The following is a 25,290-nucleotide window of genomic DNA, read 5'->3' as shown; positions in this document are numbered from 1 at the left end:
GAGTGCCGGGGGCGGGCGCGAATTCGCGGGTGGGATCTTCGGCGTTGACGCGGCATTCGATGGCGACGCCGCGCGGGGTGAGGACGTCGGGTGACAGGGTGAGGGGCAGGCCCGCCGCGATGCGGAGTTGTTCGGCGACGAGGTCTGTTCCGGTGACCATCTCGGTGACGGGATGTTCCACCTGGAGGCGGCAGTTCACTTCCATGAAGTAGAAGCGGCCGAGCGGATCGAGGAGGAATTCGAAGGTGCCCGCACCGACGTAGCCGACCGCCGCGGCTCCGCGTACGGCCGCGGCGCAGATCGCATCACGCACCTCGTCGGACAGGCCGGGGGCGGGTGATTCCTCCACCAGTTTCTGGTGACGGCGCTGTAGTGAACAGTCGCGCGCGCCGAGATGGAGAACGGTGCCGTGGTGGTCGGCGAGGATCTGCACTTCGACGTGGCGGGCCGAATCGAGATAGCGCTCGACGTAGAGGCGGTCGTCGCCGAAGACGGCGGCGGCGTTGGCGCGCGTCTCCCGCCAAGTCGCCGCGAAATCTCCGGATTCGCGCACCACCCGCATACCGCGTCCGCCGCCGCCCGCGACCGCTTTGATGATCACGGGGTAGCCGATGTCGTCGGCGAGCGCGGCGGCTGCGTCGGCGGAATCGAGGGGGTCGCGGCTGCCCGGAAGCAAGGGCAGGCCCGCCGCAGCCATCAGTGTGCGTGCGGTCGATTTGTCGCCGAGGTCGGCCATCACCGTGGCGGGCGCGCCGACGAAGACGAAACCTTCCGCTTCGCACACTTCGGCGAAATCCGGGTTCTCGGAGAGGAATCCGTAACCGGGGTGGATGGCGTCGGCGCCGGTGGCGCGCGCCGCCTCGATGATCGCGGGAATGTGCAGGTAGCTGCGTTTGGCGGGGCCGGGACCGATGCGGAATGCCTGATCGGCCATGCGGACGGCCGCCGAATCCGCGTCGGCCGAGGAGTACACGGCGACCGTCCCGATACCGAGTTCGGCGCAGGTGCGCAGGACACGCACGGCGATCTCGCCGCGGTTGGCGACGAGTACCTTCCTGATCGCCCCGACGCTCACCCGGTCACCTCGAGCCGCATCAGCGGCGCGCCGTGTTCCACCGCTGCGCCGTTGTCGACGAGGAATTCCACGACCCGGCCGGAAGTGGTCGCGGTGATCGGGATCATGAGTTTCATCGCTTCGACGATGCCGACCTGCTGGCCGGATCGCACGATGTCTCCTTCGGTGACGAAGGGGGCCGCGCCGGGTTCGGGAAGTCGGTAGAACACTCCGACGGTGTCGGAGGCGATCACGAAAGTCTCGTTGTCCGAGTCGCTTTCCGCGGCAGAGGGTCGCCCGTCGGCGGCCGCGCCGTTCACCGGGGCACCGCCGTTGACCGACGCACCGTTCGCAGGCCCGACGCCGTTGCCAGGAGCGGTGCCGTTCGCCGACGCGGCGACCCTCTCCTGGGACGACGGATGCGCTTCCCAACTGATACGCAGCGAGATCGGACCGTTGGCGACGGTCACCGTGGTGGGGGCGGTGGCGTCACGCACGGTCAGCGCGTGACGCGACAGAATGGTGAGAGCCTGGTCGGCGTCGGCCGCGTTGAGCGCCCGGCCGAGCGGTTCGGTGGCCACGGACTCGGTCATTGGAACTCCTCGATCGTCGGTCGGATGGTGCCGTAGGCACGGAATCGGTGGTGTCGCCGCGCGAGCAGTTCGGTGACCGGGAGCGAGCCGCAGCCGATCAGCACATGACGCAGCGCTTGGCGGAGATTGGCGGCCGCCGTGGCGGGGTCGCGGTGCGCGCCGCCCGCGGGTTCGGGGACGACCGCGTCGGCGACGCCGAGCCGGACCAGGGATGTCGAGTCGACGCGCAGCGCCTTCGCCGCCCTGGGGGCCGCGGCCGCGTCCTTCCAGAGGATCGACGCGCAGCCTTCCGGGCTGATGACCGAGTACACCGCGTTCTCCAGCGCCAGCACCCGATCCGCCACGGCCAGCGCCAGTGCGCCGCCGCTGCCGCCCTCGCCGGTGATCACGGTGATCACCGGAACGGGCAGTCCCGCCAGCAGTTTCAAGGATTCCGCGATGGCGACGGCCTGACCTTGTTCCTCGGCGGTCACTCCTGGATACGCGCCCGCGGTGTCGACGAGGGAGATCACCGGAAGGCCCAGTTTCGCCGCGAGGCGCAGCAGGCGCGCCGATTTGCGGTAGCCCGACGGTGTCGGCATGCCGAAGTTGCGACGGGTGAGTTCGGCGGCGGTGTGGCCCTTCTGGGTGCCGACGACCGCGACCGGGACACCGTCGAGGCGGGCGAGGCCGGTGATCATGGCCGGGCAGTCGGCCGACATCCGGTCACCGTGCAGTTCGACGAATTCGTCGAAGGCGGCGGCGAAATAGTCCAGCGTGGTCGGTCGACCCAATTCCCTTGCCGCGCGGACGGACTCCCAGGGGTCGCGTTCGGGCAGCGATGCCGGATCGCTGATGATCGGTGGCTGGAGTTCGGTGGCGGGGATGCGTCGACCGCGATCGGCGGCCATTCTCAGCAGCCGTGCGAGTCGGTCGCGCAGTGCCGAACGATGGCAGATCATATCCACGATGCCGTGCTCGACCAGGAATTCGGCGGTCTGGAAGCCCGGCGGCAGGGTTTCGCCGATGGTCTGGCTGATCACCCTGGGGCCCGCGAAACCGAGACGCGCCTTCGGTTCGGCGATGATGATGTCGGTGCTGGTGGCGAACGAGGCGGCGACACCGCCGTAGGTGGGGTCGGCGATCACCGAGATGGTCAGGATGCCCGCGTCGTCGAGTGCGCGCAGCGCCTGGCTGGTCTTGGCCATCTGCATCAGGGCGAGGATGCCCTCCTGCATGCGCGCGCCGCCGGACGCGGTAACCAGGACCAGCGGGATGCGCGACTCGAGCGCGGTCTCGGCGGCGGTGGTGACCGCCTCACCGACCGCCGCGCCCAGACTGCCGCCGAGGAAACGGAAATCCATGACGGCCAGGACCACCGGCGCGCCGTCGACGGTGCCGCGCGCGCAACGGATTCCGTCGGGGAGGCCGGTGGCCGCGCGGGCGCGAGCGTGCCGGTCGATGTAACTGAGAGAATCGGTGAATTCCAGCGGATCGGTGACGGTTTCGGCGTATTCGATCGGCTCGACCAACGCGGGGTCGAGCAGTGAGTCGATGCGCTGGTCGGCGGTGAGCGCGCCGTGCCCGTCGCATTCCGGGCAGACGTGGCCTGCGCGTTCATAGCGTTTGCCGTAGACGATGGCTCCGCAACGCGGGCACAGCATCCAGGACGGTTCCGTGGCGGTGTCGATCTCGGTATCCGTGACGGTCATCGTTCCTCGCTCGGTCGTGGCGCGAATCGGGCGATGTCGGCGGGTAAACGCACACCGGCGGTGCGTAATTGCGCGATCCGGGTGAGATAGGCGGCGCCGGTGATCATCTGGTCGGCGATATCGGCGACGGTGCGGTTGTTCGGTGAGGCCAGGTAGGTGCCCGCGGTCCAGCTGTTGAACGCGCCCATCGCGGGCCCGCACCAGATCTGATAGTCGGCGGCGCGTTCGGCCTCACCCCGGATACTCCACCCGGACGAGAGCCCGAGATACCACCGGAAGATCAGTGCCATACGGCGTTTCGGATCCTCCGCCGCGCCGACGAGCTGGGCGGGGTCACGGTCGGTGAAGAAGGTGACACAGTCCTGCCAGACGGCCTCGAGCGGTCGCCGCAGGATCGTGGTCTCGAGTTCGGTACGCAGCGCGTCGGGCAGGGCGTCCACGCCCGCGTACTCGCGGTAGGTCTCGTAGAGCCGGTGCGCGCGAGCGGCGAACATGGTGCCGCGCCGCAGCACCTGCACCTGCACGCCGAGTTCGAACATATCCGAGGACGGCGCCATGGTGCAGTCGGCGAAATCCGCTGTGGCGAGCAGCTTCTTGGTGGTCTCCGACTGGTCGGCCTCGACAGCGGCCTGGTTGATCGACCCGGTGACCACGTAGGCCGCGCCGAGCGCGAAGGCGGCGGCCGCGGCGGCGGGTGTTCCGATTCCGCCTGCCGCGCCGATCCGCACGGCCGCCGCGGACGGTAGGTCCCGGGCGAGGCGATCCCGAGCCGCGATCAACTCGGGTAGCAGGACGGTGAGCGGACGACGGTCGGTATGCCCACCCGAATCGGCTTCGGCGGTGATGTCGTCGGCCATCGGCACGCGCTCGGCCAGGCGCGCCTGTTCGGGGTCGAGATCACCGCGTTCGACCAGTTCGCGGAGCAGGTGCGCGGGCGCAGGACGCAGGAACAGGTCGGCGACCTCCACCCGGGAAACCTTGGCGATCAGGCGATTGCGGGCCACGACGCGACCGTCCCGGTCGGTGGTCAGCCCGGCGGCCCGGTAGCGGACCACCTCGCGGGTGAGCGACATGAATGCCGACGCCTCGACGCAGCGCACCGCGTGGCGCAGGCAGGAATCCACGATCGCCCGCTCCAACGCCGGTTCGGACGGACTGTGGATCAGGTTGCAGGCGAACGGCCGGTCGGTGAGTTCGGCGGCGAGCCGCGACAGCGCCGCGTCCACGATCCCGGGTGACACACCCGCCGCGCCGTAGGACGCGAGGTACCCGGCCCGCGACATCGCCGACACAAGCGCCGGTGAGGCGATACCGTTCGCCATGGCTCCCGCCGCGTAGGCGGTGCGGACACCATGTGCGGCACGGAATCCGCTGTCGCCCAGCTGTTCCGGCGGAAGAGGTCCGACTGCGGCAAGTATTCGCGCGCCTGCGGCGACGGTCTCGTCGGCCGTGGCCACGACGCGGTCGCCGTGTCGGATGATCCAGCACGGGCGCCGCAGGTCCAGCAGGAGCGCGCCGATATCGGCGGCCGTCGCGGCGACAGCGGCCGTCCGTGTCGCGGTCATCGCGTCACCTTCCGATCGGTCAATTCGACGGCGAGATCGAGGAGTTCGTAGATGCGAAGGCCCGGCTTCCACAGCGATCCGTCGGCGACGACCACGACACCGTCGCGGGTCCGGGTGACGGATTTGATGTGGGCTTCGAGTTCGACCGTGCCGTCGGTCGGCAGGAACTGTCCGCGATAGCGCCAGCTGAAGGCGATGTCGCGGGGGATGCGGAAGACGGGGTCGGTCATGGTGTCGGCGTAGCCCGCGTCGAGCATCCATTCCTGGATCGCGTGGATCACCGACTCCACGCCGAGCGACCCCGGGATCACCGGGTCCAGGTGGAAGTGCCGGGCGAAATACCAGTCCGACGGGTCGATGACACGCAGCGAATGCAGGTAGCCCTCGCCGAATTCGCCGCCGCCGTCGACCACGTCGACACTGTCGATCAGGGTCAGGTTGCGGCGCGCGCACAGCGGCGCGGACGGATCCGCCCGCCGTGCCGCCACGTCGACGGAACGCACGGCGGCCGAGGGATTCTCGGACAGCCACGCGGGTTTGGTCTTCCCGGCGTCGAGTCCGGTCTGATTGGCCAGTGCCTGATCGCTGAAATACCCGAACATGGTCTCGCCGCGGTAGAACGGTTCGCCGTCGACGCTCAGCGTGTAGTCGAAGGTCTGTAGCGAGGAGCCGGGCAGGATGGTGGTGCTCAGCAGGCGCGAGGACTGTTCGATGGTGGCGTCGCGCAGGTCGACCTGGCGCAGCACGGTCGCCGTGCCGCCCAGATTCCGCAGGCTCAGGGTGGTGCCCGCCTGGGTCAGCGTCGGGCCCGCGTAGTACCCCATCAGCAATGCCGCCTGCAATGAGGTCTCCATGTAGACGAAATGCGGCATGGAGTCGTTGGCGGTGTCGGCGTAGTACCAGGAATCGGCGGGCGAATCGTATTCGGTGGTGTAGGAGGCGGAGTCCAATCTGCCGCGCTCGCCGTCGAATTCGATGACGCGGTCGACGAGCAGCAGTCCGCCGGTGGGCAGCCGGGTCGCCCGCACGCCGGTGTACTCCGCGAACTCGGGGCCCATCGCGATGGCCTGGTCGCCGCGCGAGAGGTGGGTCATGTGGAATTCGTTGAGCAGGAGGCCGGTGGCCGCGGCTCCGGGGCCCACCGATGCTCCCGCGGGTTCGACCACGGCGACCGTCACCTCGACGGTATCGGCGACACCGGATACCCGAGCGGACCCGGTCACGTGCGGGCGCGGGACGAGATCGATACGGGTGACGACGAATTCGACGGTGCCCGAGATGTTCTCGCCCTCCGCGTCCATGCCCACCGCCGAGACCAGGTCACCGTGTGACAGGCACAACCACATCCCGGTGTAGAGGGCGAATACTTCGGCCGCCTGGACGACCGCGGCGCGCGGGTCGCCGTCGAAGGTCGCGACCACGAGACCTTTGCCGCCGCCGCGCAGTTCGATGCGTTCCACTCCCGTCAGTACCAACGGGGATGTGGCAGCCAGACGTGCTGTCACCTCGGCGGTACCGCGCCGGTAGCCGGGGCCGAATACCCCGGCGATGTCGGCGGTGGCGAGTCGACGCAAGGCCGACAGGTCGAGGTGGGTGACCGCCGAGCGAGCGGGCGGTTTGAAGGCGTCTTCCGGTGCGCTCGAGGTGCCGGGGTGTGACGCGGCCCGCGACGGGGAGAGCGGTGGTGCTACCTCGTGAGCCGACGGCGGCCCATATCGTTGCCAGATGGCGCGTTGGAGGGCCACCTGGGCGGCGAGTGCGGCGCGGTGGGCTTCCACGACCCCCGCGCGAAGCTCGCCGACCGCCGTGCGTACGACATCGCGGTCGGGTCCGCCGACTGCGTTGTGCACGACGTTCCCACCGGACCCGCTGGCCACGTTGCGCGCCACGACTCCGTCGGATGTGCCGATTGCGTCGTGCGCTACGTCGCCGACGCCTGTGGGCGATGGGTTGCGCTCCGTGCCGCCGAGTCGACCGGCAGAGTAGACCGAATCACCGCCGATGACGCCGTCGCCGTTTGTGTCGGTGCCGGTGCCGGTGTCGGTGACCGACCTGTACTCCGTGTCCGTACCGGGTTCCGGCCCCCACCCACGGCGCGCGGACTGCACTCCAGCGTTCGCACCTGCCGGTGCGCCCGGCGCGGGGACCGGATCGAAGGGGATTCCGTCGAAGTCGAGAACTGTCATGACATCCACTGCCTCACCGAGGTTCGAAACTTCTCCGTCAGATCGGGTGTCGTCACCACGGTGACGTCCGAGAAGCGTTGCAGTACTGTGCCGTCCGTCCCTACGGCGGTCGCGTCGATACGGGCGTCCACCTTTCCGGCGCGGGGGTTGTCCACGACCAGCAGGAACGGCTCGTGCGACGGGAGCGGGCGGTAGTAGTCGATTCGTCCGACGCCGAGTGGTAAGCAGGCCGAACCGAGCAGGCGGTGGCCGAGTACCGGTGGTCCCTGGAGGATGAGGTCGGCCAATACCGGGTCGTGCAGTCTGCCCGCGTACGCGCCCGCGGCGACCGTGGTGGCGGGCAATGAGCATTCGAGCACGATCGTCTCGTCGGAGGCGGTCAGGATCGAGCGCATGCCCTGGAGGGCGGGGGCGTGGAATTGCACTCCGTCGCGGTAGATCTCGTCGGCCGGGGCTCGGACACCGGCGGGGACCACGGTTCGGGGTGGGGTGTCGGGGTGCTCTTCAAGCGTGAGCACGGCTCGGAAATGTGTTGCGGTGGTGCCGAGTACGCTCGCGCGCACCGCGATGCCGTTGTCGTCGGCCGGTTCGAGTTCGAGGTGGAGTTCGTCGATCGGGTGGTCGAACACGATCCCCTTGAGTACCTGGAAGTCCCGGACGCCGATCACCGTCCGGCCGGGCAGGTGGCGTTCGGCGAGGTTGATCATCGCGCCGAGACCGAAGGTCGCGGGCAGGACGATGTGGTCGCCGATGCGGTGTGCGGCGATCACAGGTTCCTCGGTCAGCCCGGTCACTCCGCGCCGTGCGCGAATTCCGCCGCGCACGGCCGATTCCGCGCGTGACAGCGGTGTGGCCGGTCCGATCAGGACCACGGTGTCGGCGGCCCGTTCCTCGGTGAACTGCTCGGTGAACGCGGCGGCGCCCCGGGTGGGCGCGAGCAGTTCGACACCGCGATCGACGAAGAACTCACGCAATTCGGGGGTGACCATTCCACCGTCCCACGCACCCCAGTCGACGGCGGTGACGTGGCAGTCGGGATGGGCGTGCCGATAACTCACCGCGAATCGACTGAGGGCTTCGTTGGCGGCGGCGTAGTCGGACTGGCCCGCGTTGCCGAACAGGCCCGCCACCGAGGTGAACAGGATCAGGTGGCGCAACTCGCCCACGGCGGCGAGCACAGCCGCCAAGCCGCCGATCTTGGGTCGCACGACGCGGTCGATCGACTCCTCGGACTTGGCGGTGATCATCGAATCGGCGAGCACACCGGCACCGTGCACGACGCCGGTGATCGAGTCTCTCCACGGTGCGAGCGCGGTGCGCACGGCCTCGGGGTCGGTGACGTCGACCGCGATGTATTCGGCCCGGTCGTCCAGATCCCGGAGGGTGGAACGGATTTCGCGGGTCGCGCGGATCGCCGAGCAGTGCCGCTCGATATCGCGCGGGGTGACGCCGGTGCCGCCCAACGCGCGCAGTGCCGCCTGTTTGAGATCCGGATCGTCCACCGCGACGGCCCATTGCGGCTCCGTCGCGAGTTCGGATCGCCCGAGCAGGACGAAACGTGCGGGACCGCGGTCGGCGAGCGCGCGCACGCAGGTGGCGGTCACGCCGCGCGCTCCCCCGGTGACCACGAGTACGTCGTCGGCGGACAGGACGCTCGGCGGCTGTTCGTCGGCCGGGCGCACCGCCGTCACCGTGCGCGCACCGGCGTATCCGCTCGGAACCAGGGTCCGACGGTTTCCGGCGGCGTCGATGCCGACCTCGAGCGTGTCGCGCGCGCTGTCGGACAGTTCCGTCAGGATCGTCGCGGCGAACTGTTCGCCGGTCACGCCGGGTGCCAGGTCGAGCGCGCGCGTGAAGATCGCGGAGTGTTCGGCGGCCAGTGTTTTCACCACGCCGCCCGCGCCGCCGAGGAGCGCGGTGAACGGGTCGGCGGTGCCGAGGAAACCCAGTGCGCCGTCGAGTCGGGTGACCGTCGCGAACGCCGCCGGGCCGGTGGCGGCGAGCAGGCCGGGGAGCACGTGTTTCGCGGTGAGGATGACATCGGTCAACCGACGTCCGGCCTGTTCCGCGTCGGCCTGCCCGCCCACGAGAACCACGCAGATATCCACCGCATCGGTGTGATCCGAGGTGGACGAGCCGACGGTGCTGACGCGCCAGCCTCGTGCGGCACAGGCCCTTTCGATCGCTGTTCGATCGGATTCGTTGTCGGCGAGATCGACCACGAGGACCTCGGCCCGCGCGGGGTACCGGTCCACCACCACGTCCACGGGCGGCAGGGCGACGGACTCGACGAGATGCCGCGGCGTCGAGGCCGCGGCTTCAGCTTTTGGGTGGACATCACCGCCGGTCGACGCCGCGAACTCGGCCACGATCTGATCCAGCGTGCGCAGGGTTCCCAGTTGCTCCGGACCCAGGCTCGGCAATCGCGGAAACCGTTCTTGCAGAGCACCGATCACCTGCACCCGCTTGATCGAATCCACGCCGAGATCCGCCTCCAGATCGCGGCCGGGATCCACCATGTCCACGGGATAGCCGGTCTTGTCAGCGACCACTTCGCGCAGGGCGCGGCGCAGTTCCTCCTCCGACGGGTTCGCATCGCCGTCCGCGGTGCTCGGGTCCTCGCCCGCCACCGGGACGCTCTGCGGCTCGGTCGAGGACACACCGAGCAGATCCACGATCTGATCCAGGGTGCGCAGGGTGCCCAGCTGTTCGGGCCCCAGATTCGGCAGGTGCGGGAAGCGTTCTTGCAGCGCGCCGATCACCTGGACCCGCTTGATCGAATCCACGCCGAGATCCGCCTCGAGGTCGCGGCCCGGATCCACCATCTCGACCGGATAGCCGGTCTTGTCCGCGACGACTTCCTGGAGGGCGCGACGGAGTTCGTCGGCGGACACGCCGGTGTCCTGCGCCGGGGTGGGCGATACGACTTCCGGTGCGGGCGCGGACCCGTTCGATTCGACCGACGGAACGGCCATCGGCACACCGATATTCACCTCGGCAGGGGCGGCGGCGGACTCGTACGCGGCGGGCGCGAAACTCTCCCGGGCGGTCACGGCGGCCGGTTGCGACACCTGCGGGGCGGGCGGAGCTACCCGGCGCGACGGCGCGCGGACGGACGCCGGGCCACCACCTTCCAGCTCCGCCAGTTGCACCAGGACATCGACCGCGTGGGTGTGACTGGCGCTGATCGTGACGCCGTGGTCCTTGACGGCCTCGATCGCCCGGACCGTGTACTCGTCCAACGCGCCGCCGCTCAACGCGCCCGCCAGGCCGCGCGCGATATCGAGCTGACCGTCCAGATACTGGTTGTGGGTGCGCAGATGCTGCACCAGCGCGGTGTCGAGCGCGTCGACCGTCGGGACGGGCGCGTAGACATCGGCTGCGAACGGCTCACGCGGCTGCGGGGACGGATGCACGGAGGTCTGCGGTGCACCGTTGGACTGTGCTGGCACGACTGGCCTTTCGATTTCTCGACGGTGTTCGGGGACGGCGGCGGCGTAGGCGAGAACCGGTTCGGGCGCGGTCACGCCGACGCGATAGCCGTCACCGAGGGCTTCGGCATAGGCTTGTCTGCGGCTCGACGGGACGTACTCCGGCGCCGAGAGCGGTACCGTCATACCGGCTTTCGCGGTGACGGCGGGTCGCGGGGGCGCTCCGTGACGGTTCAGACCGCGCAGGTCGACACCGAGCACGGCCAGCCGGACGGCGGCGCGGGCGAGCGCGAGACTGCCGTCGCCGACCGGTCCGGAATCGGTGGCGACGGCGATCACCTTGTCGCCGAGGGTGCGCCGGACCAGTGAGGTGAGTACCTGTTTCGGACCGAATTCCACGAAGATCGCGCAGCCGTCGTCGTACATGGCGTTCAGCGCCGCGGCGAATTCGACCGGTTTGCTGAGCTGTTCGGTGAGGATCGCACCGTTGTGCGCGCTGTCGGCGCCGTATCGCACGCCGGGTGTGTCGGCGTAGACCGTCGCGTCCGGCTCGCCGATCCGCACCGCGGCGACGGCTTCGGCGAAGGCCGTGACGGCGTGACCGACGTAGGGCGTGTGGAACGCACCCGACACCGGTAGTTCGCGCGTGACGATCTCGCGTTCGGCGCTGCGTGCCGCCACAGCGGCGATACCGGCCGCTCCCCCGCCGACCACGACCTGATCGGGGGCGTTGTGGTTGCAGATCCACACGTCGTCGATATCGGCGATGAGTTCCTCGGCGGTCTCGCGGGTCGCGCCCACCGCCATCATGGTGCCCGCGTCGACACCGTCCGCCGGGGTCATCGCCACACCGCGAGCACGGGCCAGACGATGGAATTCCTCGGTCTCGAGCGCGCCGGATGCCCACAGCGCGGTCAGTTCGCCGAAGCTGTGGCCGAGGTAACCGTCTGCGCGCAAACCGAATTCGGTCAGTACCAGGAACTGTCCCGCTGATATCGCGCCGATCGCGGGCTGGGCGAATTCGGTGCGGCGCAGGGTCAGTTCCTGCTCCGATCGGGTCTGCTCGTCGAACGCGGGCGGCGGGAACACCACCGACGACAGTCGACGCGCCGCACCCGCGAAGGCCGCGTTCGCGGTGTCGAAAGCCGTGCCGACCGGCGGATTGTCCAGTGCCGCCGCGGCTCCCATGTCGACGTATTGGCTGCCCTGACCGGCGAACAGCGCGGCGACCTTGCGGTTCGGCAGGGCTGCGGCGCGGAAGTACACGCCCTCGGGATGGTCCCAGTGGCTCGCTTCCGGGTCGCGGATCAACTCGTCGACGGCCAGTTCGCGCAGATGGTCGGCGCTGTCGTCGTCCACCGAGACGAAGCCGACGCGAGCGTGATCCTCGGGAATGTCACCGCCGTCGTGCGGTTCGACGCTGCGCACCGCGTCGATCAGTCCGGCCACATCGAGTGCGTGCCACAGGTGTGCGTGCGGCGTGCGGTGCAGGACCTGCCCGCGTACCTGGTCGGCTTCCTCGAGCACGAGGTGGAAGTTGGTGCCGCCGAATCCCATGGCGGAAGCCGCGGCCCGGCGCACCGGCCGCTGCGGATCGAGAATCCACGGGCGGGTGGCGGTGTTCACGTAGTACGGGGTCTCGGTCGCGCTGATCTCGGCGTTGGGCGCGTCGACATTGATCGTGCCCGGCAGTACCTTCTGGTGCAGGGCCAGCGCGAGTTTCATGACGCTCGCGGTGCCCGCGGCGCCCTTGGTGTGCCCGATCTGGGATTTGACGCTGCCGAGCGCGGCGAAACCGGTTTCGGAGCTCGCGTCCGACAGCACGCCCTTGAGTGCGGTGAGTTCGGTCTTGTCGCCGACGGCGGTGCCGGTGGCGTGCGCTTCGATGAGTTCGATATCGGCGGGCGAGCATTCGGCGTCGGCGTAGGCGCGTTGCAGGGCGAGCCGCTGTCCCTCCGCGCGCGGGGCGTAGATGCTCTTGGCGCGTCCGTCGCTGGACGAGCCGAGTCCGCGGATCACCGCGTAGATCCGATTGCCGTCGCGGCGCGCGTCGGCCAAGCGGCGCAGCGCGAGCATGGTGATGCCCTCGCCGAGCAGGGTGCCGTTGGCCTCGTCGGAGAACGGGCTGATCCGCCCGGTCGGCGAGAGCGCGCCGACCTTGCTGAAGCACATGTAGATGAAGATGGTGTTCTCGGTGTCGACACCGCCGGTCAGCACCATATCGGCGCGGCCGTCCTGCAATTCGGCGATGGCGGTGCGGATCGCGGCCATCGACGCGGCGCAGGCCGCGTCGACGGTGCAGTTGATGCCGCCCAGGCCGAGCCGGTTGGCGACCCGGCCCGCGACGACATTGGCGAGCAGACCGGGGAAGGAATTCTCCTCCCACGGCGCGAACGCGGCGACGAATCTGTCGGCGATCGCGTCGGCGTCGTCGTCGGACAGGCCGACCGAACGCGCCGCCTCCTTGAGCACCGGCGTCGAGAGCCGGGCCGCCAGCGGATGCATGAGCGGCACCGGGCCGGTGGTGCCGAGGACGACGCCGGTCCGGCTCGGGTCGTACCAGGCCGAGTCCACCGCGCCCGCGTCGATGAGCAGGTCACGCGCGACGCCCAGGCTCAGCGTCTGCATGGTGCTCGTCACTTCGAGCTGGTTGGGCGGGAGCCCGAATTCCAGTGGGTCGAAATCGATATCGGGCAGGAAGGCGCCGCGCCGGGAGTAGGTCTTGTCGGCGGCCGTCGGATCCGGGTCGTAGTAGTCGTCCAGGCTCCATCGCGACGTGGGCACTTCCTCGGTGCAGTCCACGCCGTCGACGATGTTCTGCCAGTACTCGCGATGGTCGCGGGCCCGCGGCAGCAGGCCCGACATCCCGACGATGGCGATCGGGTTGCGTGCCAGTCGTCTGTCGTCCGTCACAGGAAATTCCTCTCGAGCAGCGATGCGGGTCAGGCGGCGACGTTGGTCGCCGTGGCCGAGGCGATGACCTCGGCCGCGCCCGCGGCGAATAGTCGGTGGCCGAGCGGGCTCGGGTGCAGGCCGTCCTCGGTCCACACCTCGGCCCGTTCCCATTCGGGGCGGGCCGCGATGTCGAGCAGTTCGGCGCCGGTGTTCGCGGTGACCTCGGCCAGGGTGGTGTTGGCGTAGTCGAACCGCTCGCGCAGCAGTCCGCGGAAGCCGTCCGGCACCGGGAGGCGGGCCGGGATATCGGGGTAGCTGGCGGTGAAAACCGTTGCGCCCGAATCGCACAGCGTGCCGAAGATGGTGCGCAGGTTCTCCGCGAATCGGTCGGGTTCGAAATCGCTGACCAGATCGTTGACGCCGACGACGACGCCGTAGACGTTCGAACGCGCCGCGAGGGCCGAAGGCAGCTGGGCGGCGACCACCGCGGTGGTCGTCGCACCGTGCACGCCGAGATTGCGCACGGCGGCGGGGCGCATACCGAGTTGGCCGCCCAGGCGCGCCACCCAGCCCCGGTAGCCGCCGCCCGTGGCCGGGTCGCCCCGGCCTTCCACGAAACTGTCGCCGAGCGCGACCAGACCGGCCGCACTCATGCCAGCGCCTCGGTATTGGTCACGTGCCGGTCGGCTTCGGGGAATCCGACCTCTTCGTACAGGTCGGCCAGCTGCTGCTCACCGAAGAACTTGTCCGGCGGGTACAGGCCCGCGATCAGACCGAAGAATTTCTTCGAGTAGTCGGGGCTCATGCTGGTGGCCCGGAAGACCGAGTCGTAGTACGGGGTCAGGGTGAGTTCGGAGATGCTGCGGGTCAGCTCGTAAGTGCTCGCGCTCTGCGCGTCGCGTTCGCGTTCGTACTCGGCGAGGGCCTCGTCCATCGGGCGCGCGCCCGACAGGCCCTCGTGGGCGAGGTCGGCGAGCAACTGGCCGTACTTGAAGGCGTCGGTGATGCCCCAGCCGGTGAACGGGTCCTTGTGATAGCCGGCGTCGCCGACCAGTGCCCAGCCGGGTCCGAAGGAACGCCGCCGGTAGTTGTCGGGGTAGAGCATCGGTCGGAACTGTTCGACGCGCTCGGCGGTGTCGCGGAAGCGCGCGCCGATCGCCGGGTCGATCTGGTCGATGATCTCCTGCACGCTGCCGTCGGGATCGGCGCGGAACTCGCGGAAGCGGTCGCGCTTGCGCATCACCGCGACCAGGTACTGGTCGTCGTTGGTCGGCCAGGCGGCGAACTGCTGCTCTCCGAAGCCGGTGCGGTGCTGCATCCCCCAGTCGACGCCCTCGTAGTACGAGTAGTAGATGAAGCAGGCGGCGGCGGAGCCGTCGTACTCCTGCGCGCCGACCTGCTTGGCCACCGTCGAATTCGACCCGTCGGCGCCGATCACCAGCCGCGCGCGGAACTCCTGCTCGGCGCCCTCGCCGACCCGGCCGCGGATACCGGCCACCCGATCGCCGTCGAAGACCAACTCGGTGACGCCGAAACCTTCGATGACCTCGGCACCGGACTCACCGGCCGCCTCGACCAGGATCTTGTCCAGGACGGTGCGACGCGGGCAGTACACCGCGTCGATGCCGTCGGCGGACGGGTCGGCCATGCCGTTGATGACGATATCGGTGTAGGTGAAGTTCAGGTTGCGCACCGGCGGGCATCCGGTGGCCACCACCCGGTCGAGCAGGCCCCACGAGTTCAGCAGGCTCAGGCCGGCCTGGTGGATGTAGTGGGTGGAGGGGGTGTCGCTGGGGAAGGTGGCCCGGTCGACGGCGAGCACCCGGTAGCCGCGCCTGGCCAGCAGCATCGCCAGCGGTGCGCCCGCGACGCGAGTTCCGACAACAATGACGTCGTACATGGTGGCATCACTTTCGGTAGTCGAATGACGATTCGAGTCTGTCGCCGTGAATGGCCGGGAACCAGTGGGCCGAGCCGTAATTCATCGGCCGATCGGTCCCGGCTATCACGCGGATGATTTCCCGCGAATTCACCCGCGGGAAAGGTAGAGCTGATCGATATCGTCCGAATAGGCCGATTCGATCGCGGCGCGGCGCAACTTCCGCGACGAGGTGAGCAGACCGTTCTCGACGGTGAAATCGCCGTCGACGATCCGGAATTCGCGAATGGATTCCGGACGTGAGACGAGCGAATTCGCCTCGTCCACCGCGGCCCGGACCGCCGCGGCGGGATCACCCGCCGGATTCGCCGCGCGCCAGCGCTGGGCCTGCGGCTCGTCGAGGGTGACCAGCGCGGTGACGTAGGCGCGGCCGTCACCGATCACCATGCAATTGCTGACCAGCGGATGCAGCCGGACCCGATCCTCGAGCGGGGCGGGCGCGACGTTCTTACCGGTCGAGGTGACCAGGATTTCCTTCTTGCGTCCGGTGATCCGCAGGAACCCGTCGGCGTCGAGCTCGCCCAGGTCACCGGTGTGCAGCCAGCCCTCGTCGTCGACGGGCCGCTGGTCGGCGGCCGCGCCCCAGTATCCCGGCGAGACATGGGGACCGCGCACCAGCACCTCGCCGTCGGCGCCGATGCCGACCGACGTCCCAGGGATCGGGCGACCGGTGGTGGCGAGGCGATTCGTCTCGGGGGCGTTGACCGTCACGGCGGTCGCCGCCTCGGTCAGGCCGTAGCAGTTCAGGATCACCACACCGAAACCCGCGTAGAAACCGGCGGTTGAATCGTCGAGGGACGCACCGCCGGAGATGACGTGGCGCAGCCTGCCGCCCAGTGCCGCGCCGACCGGATTGTCGGTGAATTCCGGTGCCGCGCCGGCGCCGAGGATGTCGAGTCCGCGTGCGACCGCCTCCCGTTCGGCCTCTTCGGTGATCAGGGTGCGGCAGAACTTTCGGATCTTCTCCAGCCCGTAGGGAATCATGGCGAGGAAGGTGGGGCGCAGCCGCGGCAGTGCGGGTACGAGGTCGGGGATGCCGGGCAGCAGGTAGGTCTGCGAACCGCCGACCAGGCACGCGAACAGGATGGTCTGACCGAAGACATGTGCCAGCGGCAGTGCGTGCACGGTGGTTCCGTCGAACATCGCGCCGGTCTGGCGGACGGTGTTGGCCGAGGAGACGTACATGTTGCGGTGGGTGATCATGCAGCCCTTGGCAACTCCGGTGGTGCCGCTGGTGTACACGATCATGGCGAGGTCGTCGGCGCGGACCGCGGCGATGCGGGCGTCGAGTTCGGGGGCGACCGCCGTGGTCGTCCAGGTAGCTATCTCGGGGAAGGTCCAGGCCGCCGTCGCGCCCGCCGCCGTCAGCCGTTCGGCGTCGGTCGCGTCCTCGGCGGCGAAATGCGCGCTGCCGCTGTCGGAGAGGATGTGTTTGATCTGCACCGGCGACGAGGTCGGGTACACGGGAACGAGGACGGCGCCGACGGCCAGGATCGCGCAGTCCAGCAGCGCCCACTCCAGTGTGGTCCGCCCCAGTACCGCGACCCGGTCACCCGCCGCGACACCGCGGGCGAGCAGCGCCGAGGCGACCGCGCGCACCGCCGTGTCGAGTTCGGCACAGGTGAGCACGGTTCCGTCCGCGGTGGACAGGGAATTCCGCTTCGGATTCCCCGCCGCCGCCGCGGATATCACCGAGTACAAACCGGTGTGGTCCGCCAGATCTGATCCGTTTTCGGTGATCGAGACACTATTCACAGCGCCAATTCTTCTCGGCGACGACGAATGATGTCTCCGCTATACCTCCTTGGCGACCGCGCGAATGTCAAATCCTATCGACGTGGTCATGCGGTTGCCGCGCGCGCAATATCGATTCGTGGGGATTCGGCCGATTCTATGCATTCGAGAAACAGGGATACCGCCGGATTCGCCTCGGCCGCCAGCCATACCGCGTAGAGATCGAGTGTGGGAACCGGATCGAATAATTTCACCGCGACCGTGCTGCTGTCGGGGGCGCCCATGCCCATCGACACCGCGCGGGGCAGCGACGCGAAACCGACGAGCGGGCGCACCGAGACCATATGCGCCGTCGCCCCCGGGTCGTCGGCGGTGTGGACCACCTCCAGCGAGATCCGTTTATCCGCCGCCGCCTGGAAGATCGCGTCGTACATCGCCGGACACTGCTCGCGGGCGAACAGGACACATTCCTGCGCGTCCAATTCGGCGAAAGGCACACCCGGCCGGTCCGCCCACCGGTGCCTGCGGCCCACGACCGCGACGAGCGGAACCCGGTGCAGCAGTCGCCGATACCGGAATTCGGTAGTACTCGGATGCCCGTAGACCAGGGCGACATCCAGTGAGCCGTCCGCCAGGGCCGCCAGCTGCGGTCCGGTGCGCTTCTCGAAAAGTGACACCACGATATCGGGATGTCTGCGGGTCATCCGCTCCAATGCGTCCGGCACCACGTGTCGACTGGCAGGCAGGTTGTACCCGACATTGAGTGAACCCGCCCGCCCGGCTGCCGTAGCCTTCGTCAACTTCGTGGCCCGCTCCATCTGGGCCACGATCAGTCGTGCCTGACTTTCGAACTCGAAACCGGCGGGGGTCAGCTTCACCTCGTGCGAATTGCGTGAAACGAGCTGTACCCCCAGCGATTTCTCCAACTTCTGCAACTGTGTGCTGAGGCTGGGCTGCGTCAGATGCAAGCGCTGCGCTGCGCGGCCGAAGTGCAGCTCTTCGGCGATCGCGATGAACGAGACCAGATGTCGGAACTCCATGCCGACTCCTTCCGGGTACCCGATACGCTAGCTTCGCCAAGTAACCGAGAATGAACCGAGCCCGCACAGCACCTGCCCAAACAGTTGCGGATGGGTGAACCGAATCCGCTGTCCATCGGCGCGATGGTGACGGCGCGGCTAATCGGCTGTGAACGCGGTGGGCAGCGCTTCGAGGCCGCGAATGACGACATTCGGCTTGAACGGCGGCGTGTCGGAAAGCAATTCGATGCCGCGCACCTTGCGCAGCAATACGTCGAGCAGTACCTCCATCTCCAGCAGCGCCAGCGGCGCACCCAGGCAGTAGTGGATGCCGAGGCTGAAACCGAGATGCCTGTTGGCCGGTTTCATCCGGTCGGCGTAGCGCGAGACATCGGTGCGGTCGGGGTCGGTGAAGGCCGCGGCGTCGCGGTTGGCCGAGTTGATCAGGACCACGACACCCTCCCCCTTCTCGAATTCGTGCCCTGCCACGGTGATCGGGCGCGTCGCGGCCCGCGTGGTGATCTGCACCGACGGCTCGAGTCGGAGCAGTTCGTCCGGGGCGTAGGCGGTCAGGCCGGGGTTCGCGCGCATGGCGGCGATCTGGTCCGGATTGCGCATCAGCCGCAACATGCCGGTGCCGATCAGGTTCGCCGTGGTCTCGTGACCGGCGACGAAGGTGGTGATGCAGGTGGCGAGCAGTTCCTGTTCGGTCAGCACGTCACCGCGGTCCTCGACCTGGGACAGCACACTGAGCAGGTCGTCGGTGGGACGGGCCCTGCGCTCGTTCAGCAATTCGCGGAAGTAGGACATGAAACCGCGCGAGGCCGCGCTACGGGCCCGCAGCGCTTCCTCGGGCAGCGTGTAGTCGTGGTCGAAACCGCGCGCCAGATCCAGCGACCATCGGTGCACTTGGGCGTAGGCCTCCTCGGGGACGCCGATCAGCTCGCAGGCGATGACCAGCGGCAGCGGGTAGGCGATCATCTCGACCAGATCGAATTCCCCGGCCTCGAGGGCGTTGTCGACCAACTGTTCGGTGAGCTGTTCGATCCGTGGCCGCAGCCGGGTGACCATGCGCGGGGTGAAACCCTTGGTCACCAGATTGCGCAGCCGGGTGTGGTCCGGCGGTTCCATCCACAGGAACGAGGTCGGCAGTTCCTCGGGTGCGTCTTCGGGCGACACCGTCGGATGCATCATCCCCGCTTCCTCCGCGTGGCTCCACGCGGTGGTCGAGAGCACCGCGGCGCAATCCTCGTAGCGGGTCAGGACGCGGTGGCCCAGTGGGGTCTGATGCACCGGGCCCGCCTCGCGCAGTACGCGGCCGGGGGTATAGGGGTCGGATCGGCCTTCGGGGCCGAACAGTTTCACGAGTGCGTCCTGGATCGCGGCGTCGCGTTCCGCGACGACCGTCAGCGGAGCGGGTGCGACTGTCTCGGAAGTCATAGCGGGTGGTGCCTCCTGTTCGAACGATCGGTCAACGATGGTTTCGACTGCCACGCAGCAGTATTCGGCCCGCCATCGCGGGGTGTAGCAGCGCGGCGGGTGGCTCGACGAGGTTGGCGACGCGCAGGAAGGTCCGCGCCACCTTCGGGTCGGTATGCGCGGCGCGATGGGCCGCGCCGACGTAGGCGTTGGTGACACGGATACGTGCCGTGCGGTCGCCGACGACGCCCGGGTAGCGCAGGTCCGAGCCGGTCGACATCTGCCACGCGACGTCGACGATCCGGCCCGCGGCGGCGTAGAAACGCGCGGGCAGATCCGCCGTGCCCGCGGCGACGAGGCAGTCGCGCAACGCGAGTGCCTGCTGCGCGGCGACCGACATCCCCTGCGCGTAGAGGGGATTGAAACTGCATACCGCGTCACCGAGGGCGAGGAATCCGTCGATGTGCGCGCCGCGGCGTTCGTACCTGCGTCGTATCGAATGCCGGAACCGGTGGGGCACGATGTCGTCGAGCGGTTCGGCGGCGGTGATGATGCCGTGGATGTCGGGTGCGGCGAGCGTGGCCGCGAAGGCGGCGAAGCCGGCCGGATCGGTCGGCGGATGATCGCCGAGCATTCCGGCGAGTGTCACGTGCCAGCGGTCGTCCTCGACGCGGATCGCGCCGCCGCCGCGTCCGTTCGGTCCGGTCGAGATGATGACCGAGCTGTGATCGTCGAGCTGGCCGGGACTGCGGCGGTAGAACCGCGACGCGTAGCCGAGATCGACCTCGACCTGATCCTGCGGCGGGACCGGCGCCGCGAGGGCTCGCAACCACTCCGGTGCGCGCGAGGCCCGTCCGGTCGCGTCCACCACCAGATCGGCGGCCAATGTCCGCGGGTCGTCGTCGCGGGAGACCACGACCCCGGTCACTTCACGCGCGGTGCCCGCGAGCGCCTTCGCCGTGGTCCGATCACGCAGTGTGATACCGGGAATCGCCAGCGTGCGGTCCCTGATGACCGATTCGAGCAGCGGTCTCGTCGCCATCAGCGAGGTCAGCCCGGTGGACGTCGGGGTGACCCGAAGGCCCCCGAGATACCAGCGGGTGCCGAGCAGTGCCTCGGCGGTGGGCGCGCCGAGTCCGGCCACCCGCGCGGTGAACCCGGGGTAGAGCTCCTCCATGATGGTGCGGCCGCGGTCGAGCAGGCCGTGCAGATGCCTCGCCTGCGGGACGCCCCGGCGCGAGCCCTCCTCGTCGAGCGGGTCGCGCTCGATCAGGGTGACCCGCGCGAAGTGGTCGGAAAGCACACGGGCGGTGAGCATTCCGGCGATTCCCGCGCCGAGTACCACCGCGTGCCCGGAGCCATCGGCACTCATCGTGTCAGCGTCACCGGGAGGGCGGCGATCCCACGGTGGATCAGGCTGGGTCGGTAGTCGATCCGGTCGGTGGCCAGGTCCACCGACGAGGTCCGTTCGAACAGGGTACGCACGGCGGTGTCGGCTTCGATCCGGGCCAGCGGCGCGCCGACGCAGAAGTGGATGCCGAGACTGAAGCCGAGATGTTTACGGGCGGGCCGGTTTCCGGCGTAACGGGTGACGTCGAAGCTGTCGGCGTCGGAGAACACCCGGTCGTCGCGACCCGCCGACGCCGTGAGCACCACGACCCCGTCACCACGGCGGAACGTACGCCCGCCCACCACGGTGTCGGCCAGCGCGACCCGGATGGTGAATTGTGTGGGCGGGTCGTAGCGCATCATCTCGTCCAGGGCGGGCGCGATCAGGTCCGGATTCTCGCGCAGGATCGCCACCTGGTCGGGGTTGCGCAGCAGCGCGAGCATGCCGTTGCCGATGAGATTGATCGAGGTCTCCATGCCCGCAACCAGCGTCAACAGCGCGATGCCGATGACCTCGGGTTCGGTCAGCACGCCCGCGGCCGAGGCCGCGACGAGTTCGCCGAGCAGATCCGAACTCGGCTGCTCCTTCTTGCGCGCGACCACCCGCGCGAAATAGCCCATACATTCCATCGCCGCCGTGCCCCGGGCCGCGACGTCCTGCTCGCCGAGCAGCCAATCGGGGTCGCTGCCGCGCGCGATCGCCAGCTGCCATTCGCGGAACAGCGCGCCGTCGGCGGGGTCGGCGCCGAGCAGGCGTACCGGAACCATCGCCACCGCCAGCGGCACGGCGAGATCGTTGAGGATGTCGAGTTCGCCGCGTTCGAGCGCGCGATCGACCAGTTCGCCGACGACCCGGCCCGCCAACGGCGACATCTCCGCCATGGTCTTCGGCGTGAACGCCTTCGCGACGACCTTGCGATAGCGGCCGTGTTCGGGCGGGTCCATCCGGACGAACGACCCCGGAATGGCCGCGGTGGTGTCGCGGAACGGGCTGATACCCGCGCTGTACCCGTGCCCCCAGTCCGAGCCGGTGAGGATCTGCGCGCACTCCTCGTAGCGGGTGACCATCGTGACCGGCACGTCGCCGAATTCGAACGGGAACAACGCCGTCGCGTCGCGCACCCGGCGGTAGGCGGGATAGGGATCGGCGTGCTGATCGGGTTGCCAGGCGTCGAAGGTGACGCCGGTGGGGAGTGCGGTGCTCATCGGGGCTCCATTCGGACACGAAGTTGCGACATGCCGCGCACGACCACATTCGGTCGGTACGGCGGTTCCTCGAGCAGCGTCATCGACTCGACCCGGCTCGCGAGAGCTCGCAGGACCACCGACATCTCGAGCCGGGCCAGCGGTGCGCCGAGGCAGTAGTGCAGGCCGAGGCCGAAGGACAGGTGCCTTTCGGGGCGAGTACCGCGCGCGTAGCGGGCGATATCGAAGCGATCGGCGTCGGGGAAGGCGAGCGGATCGCGGTTGGCGGAGGCCAGGAGGACGATCACCGCGTCACCGGGGGCGAATATCCTTCCGCCCACGGCGATTTCGTCGTGGGCGGTGCGGGTGGTCAGGTGCACGGGTGCGTCGTAGCGCAGCACTTCGTCGACCGCCGGTTCCGCGAGTTCCGGGAACGATCGCAGTCGCTGGAATTCCTCCGGGTGGCGGATGAGGGCCAGTACACCGTTGCCGATGAGGTTCACCGTGGTCTCGTGGCCGGCGACGACCAGGATCAGCAGGGTGCCGAGCAGTTCGGTGCGAGTCAGTCCGGCGCCCGCGTCGTCCGCCTGGACCAGGGCGGTGATCAGATCCGCTCGTGGCTCCGCGCGCCGTCGGTCGACCAGGTCGCCGAAGAATTCCAGGAAGGCGTGCACGGCCGCGGTCCGCGCGGCCAATTCGTCCGGGGAGAGCAGCACATCCGGATCGAGCCCGCGAGCGATACCCGTCGACATGGTCCTGACGTGCTCGTGTGCCTCCTCGGGGACGCCGAGCAGTTCGCACACCATGGTCAACGGAAGGGGGTAGGCCAGCGCGTCGAGCAGGTCGACCTCGCCCTGCGCGAGGACCTTGTCCAGCAGATCCCCGGTCAATTGCTCGGCGCGCTCACGCATGCCGGAAATGGTGCGGGCGGTGAACGCCTTGCCGACCAGGCCGCGCAACCTGGTGTGCTCCGGGGGTTCCATCCACAGGAACGACCCCGGCAGTTCGACCTCGCTGTCGCCGTGCAGGAGTTCGGGTTCCTCGGCATGGCTCCACCTGGCGTCCTGCATGATCGCCTGCGCCTCCCGGTGCCGGGTGACCAGATGCGTGTCGTGCGGTCCCGGGACGAACGGGCCGTCGGCGCGTAATATCTCGTAACTGCCGTACGGATTGTGCCGCATATGTGGCGCGATACTCTCGAGGACCGCGATTTGCACGGGGGTCGGCGCCGCACTCGCGGAATGGTCGGAAATCACCGGCAACTCCTGGATACAGAAATAGGTGAAAATCGCACCGCACCCCGGCCGTTCGGAACGGCTTGCAGCCCAGCGCATTCGAGACCAATCGTGCCATCGACCGGCGGGGACGCCTCGGCAATCGACTGTTTCGATCGCGCCATAGCGGAATTACTCGATCACCCGGAACAATGGCGTGATCGCGGATTCATATCGAACCGTTCAATTCATGATGCGTTCAAAGAGTTGTCACAATTCGCTGTTGTCGTGGAAAACATGAATTCTGCGGATTCGGCCGAAACGTTGCACGGCCTGCTGGCCCGCGTCGCCGCCGACCACCCCCTGGTGCACGCCCGGTTCTGGTCGGTCTCCGAATCGCTGAGCTATCGGGAACTCGATCGGGCGGCACGTTCGATGGCCGCCGCGCTGGTCCGGCGCGGGATCCGGCGCGGTGAACCGATCGGCATCCTGTGCCCCAACGCACCGGAGTTCCTGATCTGTCTGTTCGCCGTCGCCGCGGCGGGCGGTGCGGCGACGCCCCTTCCGCTGCCCGCGGGTGCGAAACAGACCGGCGGCTATCCCAGGAAACTGGCCGCCATCGCCGAGGCGGCGGGAATGAACACCCTCCTCGTCTCGCATCGCTTCGCCGATCTCACGCCCCTCCTCGCCGACGTGGTCGAGGCCGAACTGCTCGACGCGGGTGCGCTGGCCCGCCTCGCCGACGCGACCGAGGACACCGACACCGCACTGCCGAAGATGCGGGGCGACGATCCCGCCATCGTGCAGTTCACCTCCGGCAGCACGGCGATGCCGAAAGGTGTTCGCCTGACCCATCGCAACGTGCTGAGCGGACTGGCCGCCATCCGTTCCGGCATCGACCTGAGCCTCGACGATCAGGGCGGATTCTGGCTGCCGCTGTTCCACGACATGGGTCTGTTCGGCACGCTGTCGGCGGTCCTTCGCGGTATCCCGGCGCACGTGTGGTCGCCGATGTCGTTCGTCAAGGATCCGACGCGCTGGCTGGCCGAATTCGCCGAGAGCGGATCGACCATCACCGCGATGCCGAATTTCGGCTACGAATCGCTGCTGGCCGCGATCTCGCCGGAAGAGGTCGCCGAATTCGATCTGCGGCGCTGGCGGATCGCGTTCAACGGAGCCGAACCGATCTCGCACGACGTGGTTTCCGCGTTCTGCGAACGTTTCGCACCGGCGGGGTTCGCGCGGTCGAGCATGTTCGGCGTGTACGGCATGGCCGAGGCGACGCTCGCCGTCGCCTTCCCGCCGCTGGGCCGCGCACCGGTCTTCGAATGGGTCGACCGCGCCCGGCTCTGCGACGACAGTCGCGCCGAGACCGTCCCCTCCGACGCCGCGGGCGCACGCGCGGTCGCGAGCGTCGGTTCGGCCGTGGCCGGACTCACCCTGCGCGTCGTGGCGCCCGATACCGGAACCGAATTACACGACGGCGTGGTCGGCGAGATCCTGATCCGCGGTGACGCGGTGACCGCGGGGTATCTGTCCGCCGATCCTGCCGCGACCACGGGCCTCATCACCGACGACGGCTGGTTGCGCACCGGCGATCTCGGGTATCTGCGGGCGGGTGAACTCTTCGTCACCGGCCGCAGCAAGGACATGATCACCGTGCGCGGCGCGAACTACTACGCCCAGGACGTGGAGGCCGCGATCGGCGATCTCGACGGTATCTACAAGGGCCGGTGCACCGCGGCCGCCGATCCGGGCGGCGCCGACATCATCGCGCTGATCGCCGAATCCGAACGCACCGGCGCCGAGGCCGAGCTGCTCGCCCGCGATATCCGCGACCGGATCGCGGCCGAACTCGGCCTGGCCGCCGTCGAAGTCCACATCGTCGCCCCGCGCAGCATTCCCCGCACCAGCAGCGGCAAACTCCGCCGTCTCGCCGCACGTGACCTGCTCACCGCCGGTCACTGAACCCCTCC

The 25,290-nt window shown here is 68.8% G+C and carries 15 protein-coding genes; 1 reads left to right on the top strand and 14 read right to left on the bottom strand.

What is annotated here, in order from left to right; translation table 11 throughout:
• From JZ792_RS04100 to JZ792_RS04035, 14 genes are all read right to left on the bottom strand, one after another.
• On the bottom strand, positions 1-1,075 hold a 1,075-nt coding region (locus JZ792_RS04100), incomplete at its 3' end, for an acetyl-CoA carboxylase biotin carboxylase subunit (RefSeq protein ID WP_308165135.1).
• Positions 1,072-1,647, bottom strand: coding sequence for an acetyl-CoA carboxylase biotin carboxyl carrier protein (locus JZ792_RS04095; protein ID WP_216906953.1), 576 nt, complete (start codon positions 1,645-1,647; stop codon positions 1,072-1,074). The genes JZ792_RS04100 and JZ792_RS04095, both read right to left, overlap by 4 nt.
• Complete coding sequence (gene accA / locus JZ792_RS04090; protein WP_216906951.1) at positions 1,644-3,338, bottom strand: acetyl-CoA carboxylase carboxyl transferase subunit alpha; 1,695 nt, start codon at positions 3,336-3,338, stop codon at positions 1,644-1,646. The genes JZ792_RS04095 and accA overlap by 4 nt, the downstream gene beginning before the upstream one ends.
• Positions 3,335-4,903 carry a PfaD family polyunsaturated fatty acid/polyketide biosynthesis protein gene (locus tag JZ792_RS04085; RefSeq protein WP_216906949.1) on the bottom strand — a complete coding sequence of 523 codons (1,569 nt, stop codon included), beginning with the start codon at positions 4,901-4,903 and terminating at the stop codon, positions 3,335-3,337. The genes accA and JZ792_RS04085 overlap by 4 nt, the downstream gene beginning before the upstream one ends.
• Positions 4,900-7,089, bottom strand: a complete 2,190-nt coding sequence (locus JZ792_RS04080; protein WP_216906947.1) for a hotdog family protein — start codon at positions 7,087-7,089, stop codon at positions 4,900-4,902. Before JZ792_RS04080 ends, JZ792_RS04085 begins: the two co-directional genes overlap by 4 nt.
• On the bottom strand, positions 7,086-13,433 hold the full coding sequence (locus tag JZ792_RS04075) for a type I polyketide synthase (protein WP_216906945.1): 6,348 nt from the start codon (positions 13,431-13,433) through the stop codon (positions 7,086-7,088). The genes JZ792_RS04080 and JZ792_RS04075 overlap by 4 nt, the downstream gene beginning before the upstream one ends.
• 29 nt (positions 13,434-13,462) lie before the next feature.
• Positions 13,463-14,068 carry an SGNH/GDSL hydrolase family protein gene (locus JZ792_RS04070; protein WP_216906943.1) on the bottom strand — a complete coding sequence of 202 codons (606 nt, stop codon included), beginning with the start codon at positions 14,066-14,068 and terminating at the stop codon, positions 13,463-13,465.
• Positions 14,065-15,315, bottom strand: a complete 1,251-nt coding sequence (locus JZ792_RS04065; protein ID WP_216906941.1) for an NAD(P)/FAD-dependent oxidoreductase — start codon at positions 15,313-15,315, stop codon at positions 14,065-14,067. Before JZ792_RS04065 ends, JZ792_RS04070 begins: the two co-directional genes overlap by 4 nt.
• A 129-nt stretch (positions 15,316-15,444) precedes the next feature.
• On the bottom strand, positions 15,445-17,109 hold the full coding sequence (locus tag JZ792_RS04060) for an AMP-dependent synthetase/ligase (RefSeq protein ID WP_308165134.1): 1,665 nt from the start codon (positions 17,107-17,109) through the stop codon (positions 15,445-15,447).
• A gap of 86 nt (positions 17,110-17,195) precedes the next feature.
• Positions 17,196-18,128 (bottom strand): LysR family transcriptional regulator, encoded by a 933-nt coding sequence (locus JZ792_RS04055; RefSeq protein WP_216906939.1) that lies wholly within the window; start codon positions 18,126-18,128, stop codon positions 17,196-17,198.
• 138 nt (positions 18,129-18,266) lie between these two features.
• Positions 18,267-19,547 carry a cytochrome P450 gene (locus JZ792_RS04050; protein ID WP_216906937.1) on the bottom strand — a complete coding sequence of 427 codons (1,281 nt, stop codon included), beginning with the start codon at positions 19,545-19,547 and terminating at the stop codon, positions 18,267-18,269.
• A gap of 31 nt (positions 19,548-19,578) precedes the next feature.
• A complete protein-coding gene (locus tag JZ792_RS04045) occupies positions 19,579-20,898 on the bottom strand; it encodes an NAD(P)/FAD-dependent oxidoreductase (protein WP_216906935.1) in 1,320 nt (439 codons plus the stop codon).
• A complete protein-coding gene (locus JZ792_RS04040; RefSeq protein WP_216906933.1) occupies positions 20,895-22,121 on the bottom strand; it encodes a cytochrome P450 in 1,227 nt (408 codons plus the stop codon). Before JZ792_RS04040 ends, JZ792_RS04045 begins: the two co-directional genes overlap by 4 nt.
• Complete coding sequence (locus tag JZ792_RS04035) at positions 22,118-23,356, bottom strand: cytochrome P450 (RefSeq protein WP_216906931.1); 1,239 nt, start codon at positions 23,354-23,356, stop codon at positions 22,118-22,120. Before JZ792_RS04035 ends, JZ792_RS04040 begins: the two co-directional genes overlap by 4 nt.
• A 255-nt stretch (positions 23,357-23,611) precedes the next feature.
• Between JZ792_RS04035 and JZ792_RS04030 the strand changes: the two genes are divergently transcribed.
• The gene (locus JZ792_RS04030; protein ID WP_216906929.1) at positions 23,612-25,282 is read left to right on the top strand and encodes an AMP-binding protein; all 1,671 of its coding nucleotides are present in this window, start codon (positions 23,612-23,614) and stop codon (positions 25,280-25,282) included.
• The last annotated feature ends 8 nt before the right edge of the window (positions 25,283-25,290 follow it).

It is taken from the genome of Nocardia noduli, assembly GCF_019038455.1.
GTDB classification, from domain to species: domain Bacteria; phylum Actinomycetota; class Actinomycetes; order Mycobacteriales; family Mycobacteriaceae; genus Nocardia; species Nocardia noduli.
Note: the sequence above shows the minus strand (reverse complement) of the source record. Positions and strands in the feature narration are given on the sequence as shown.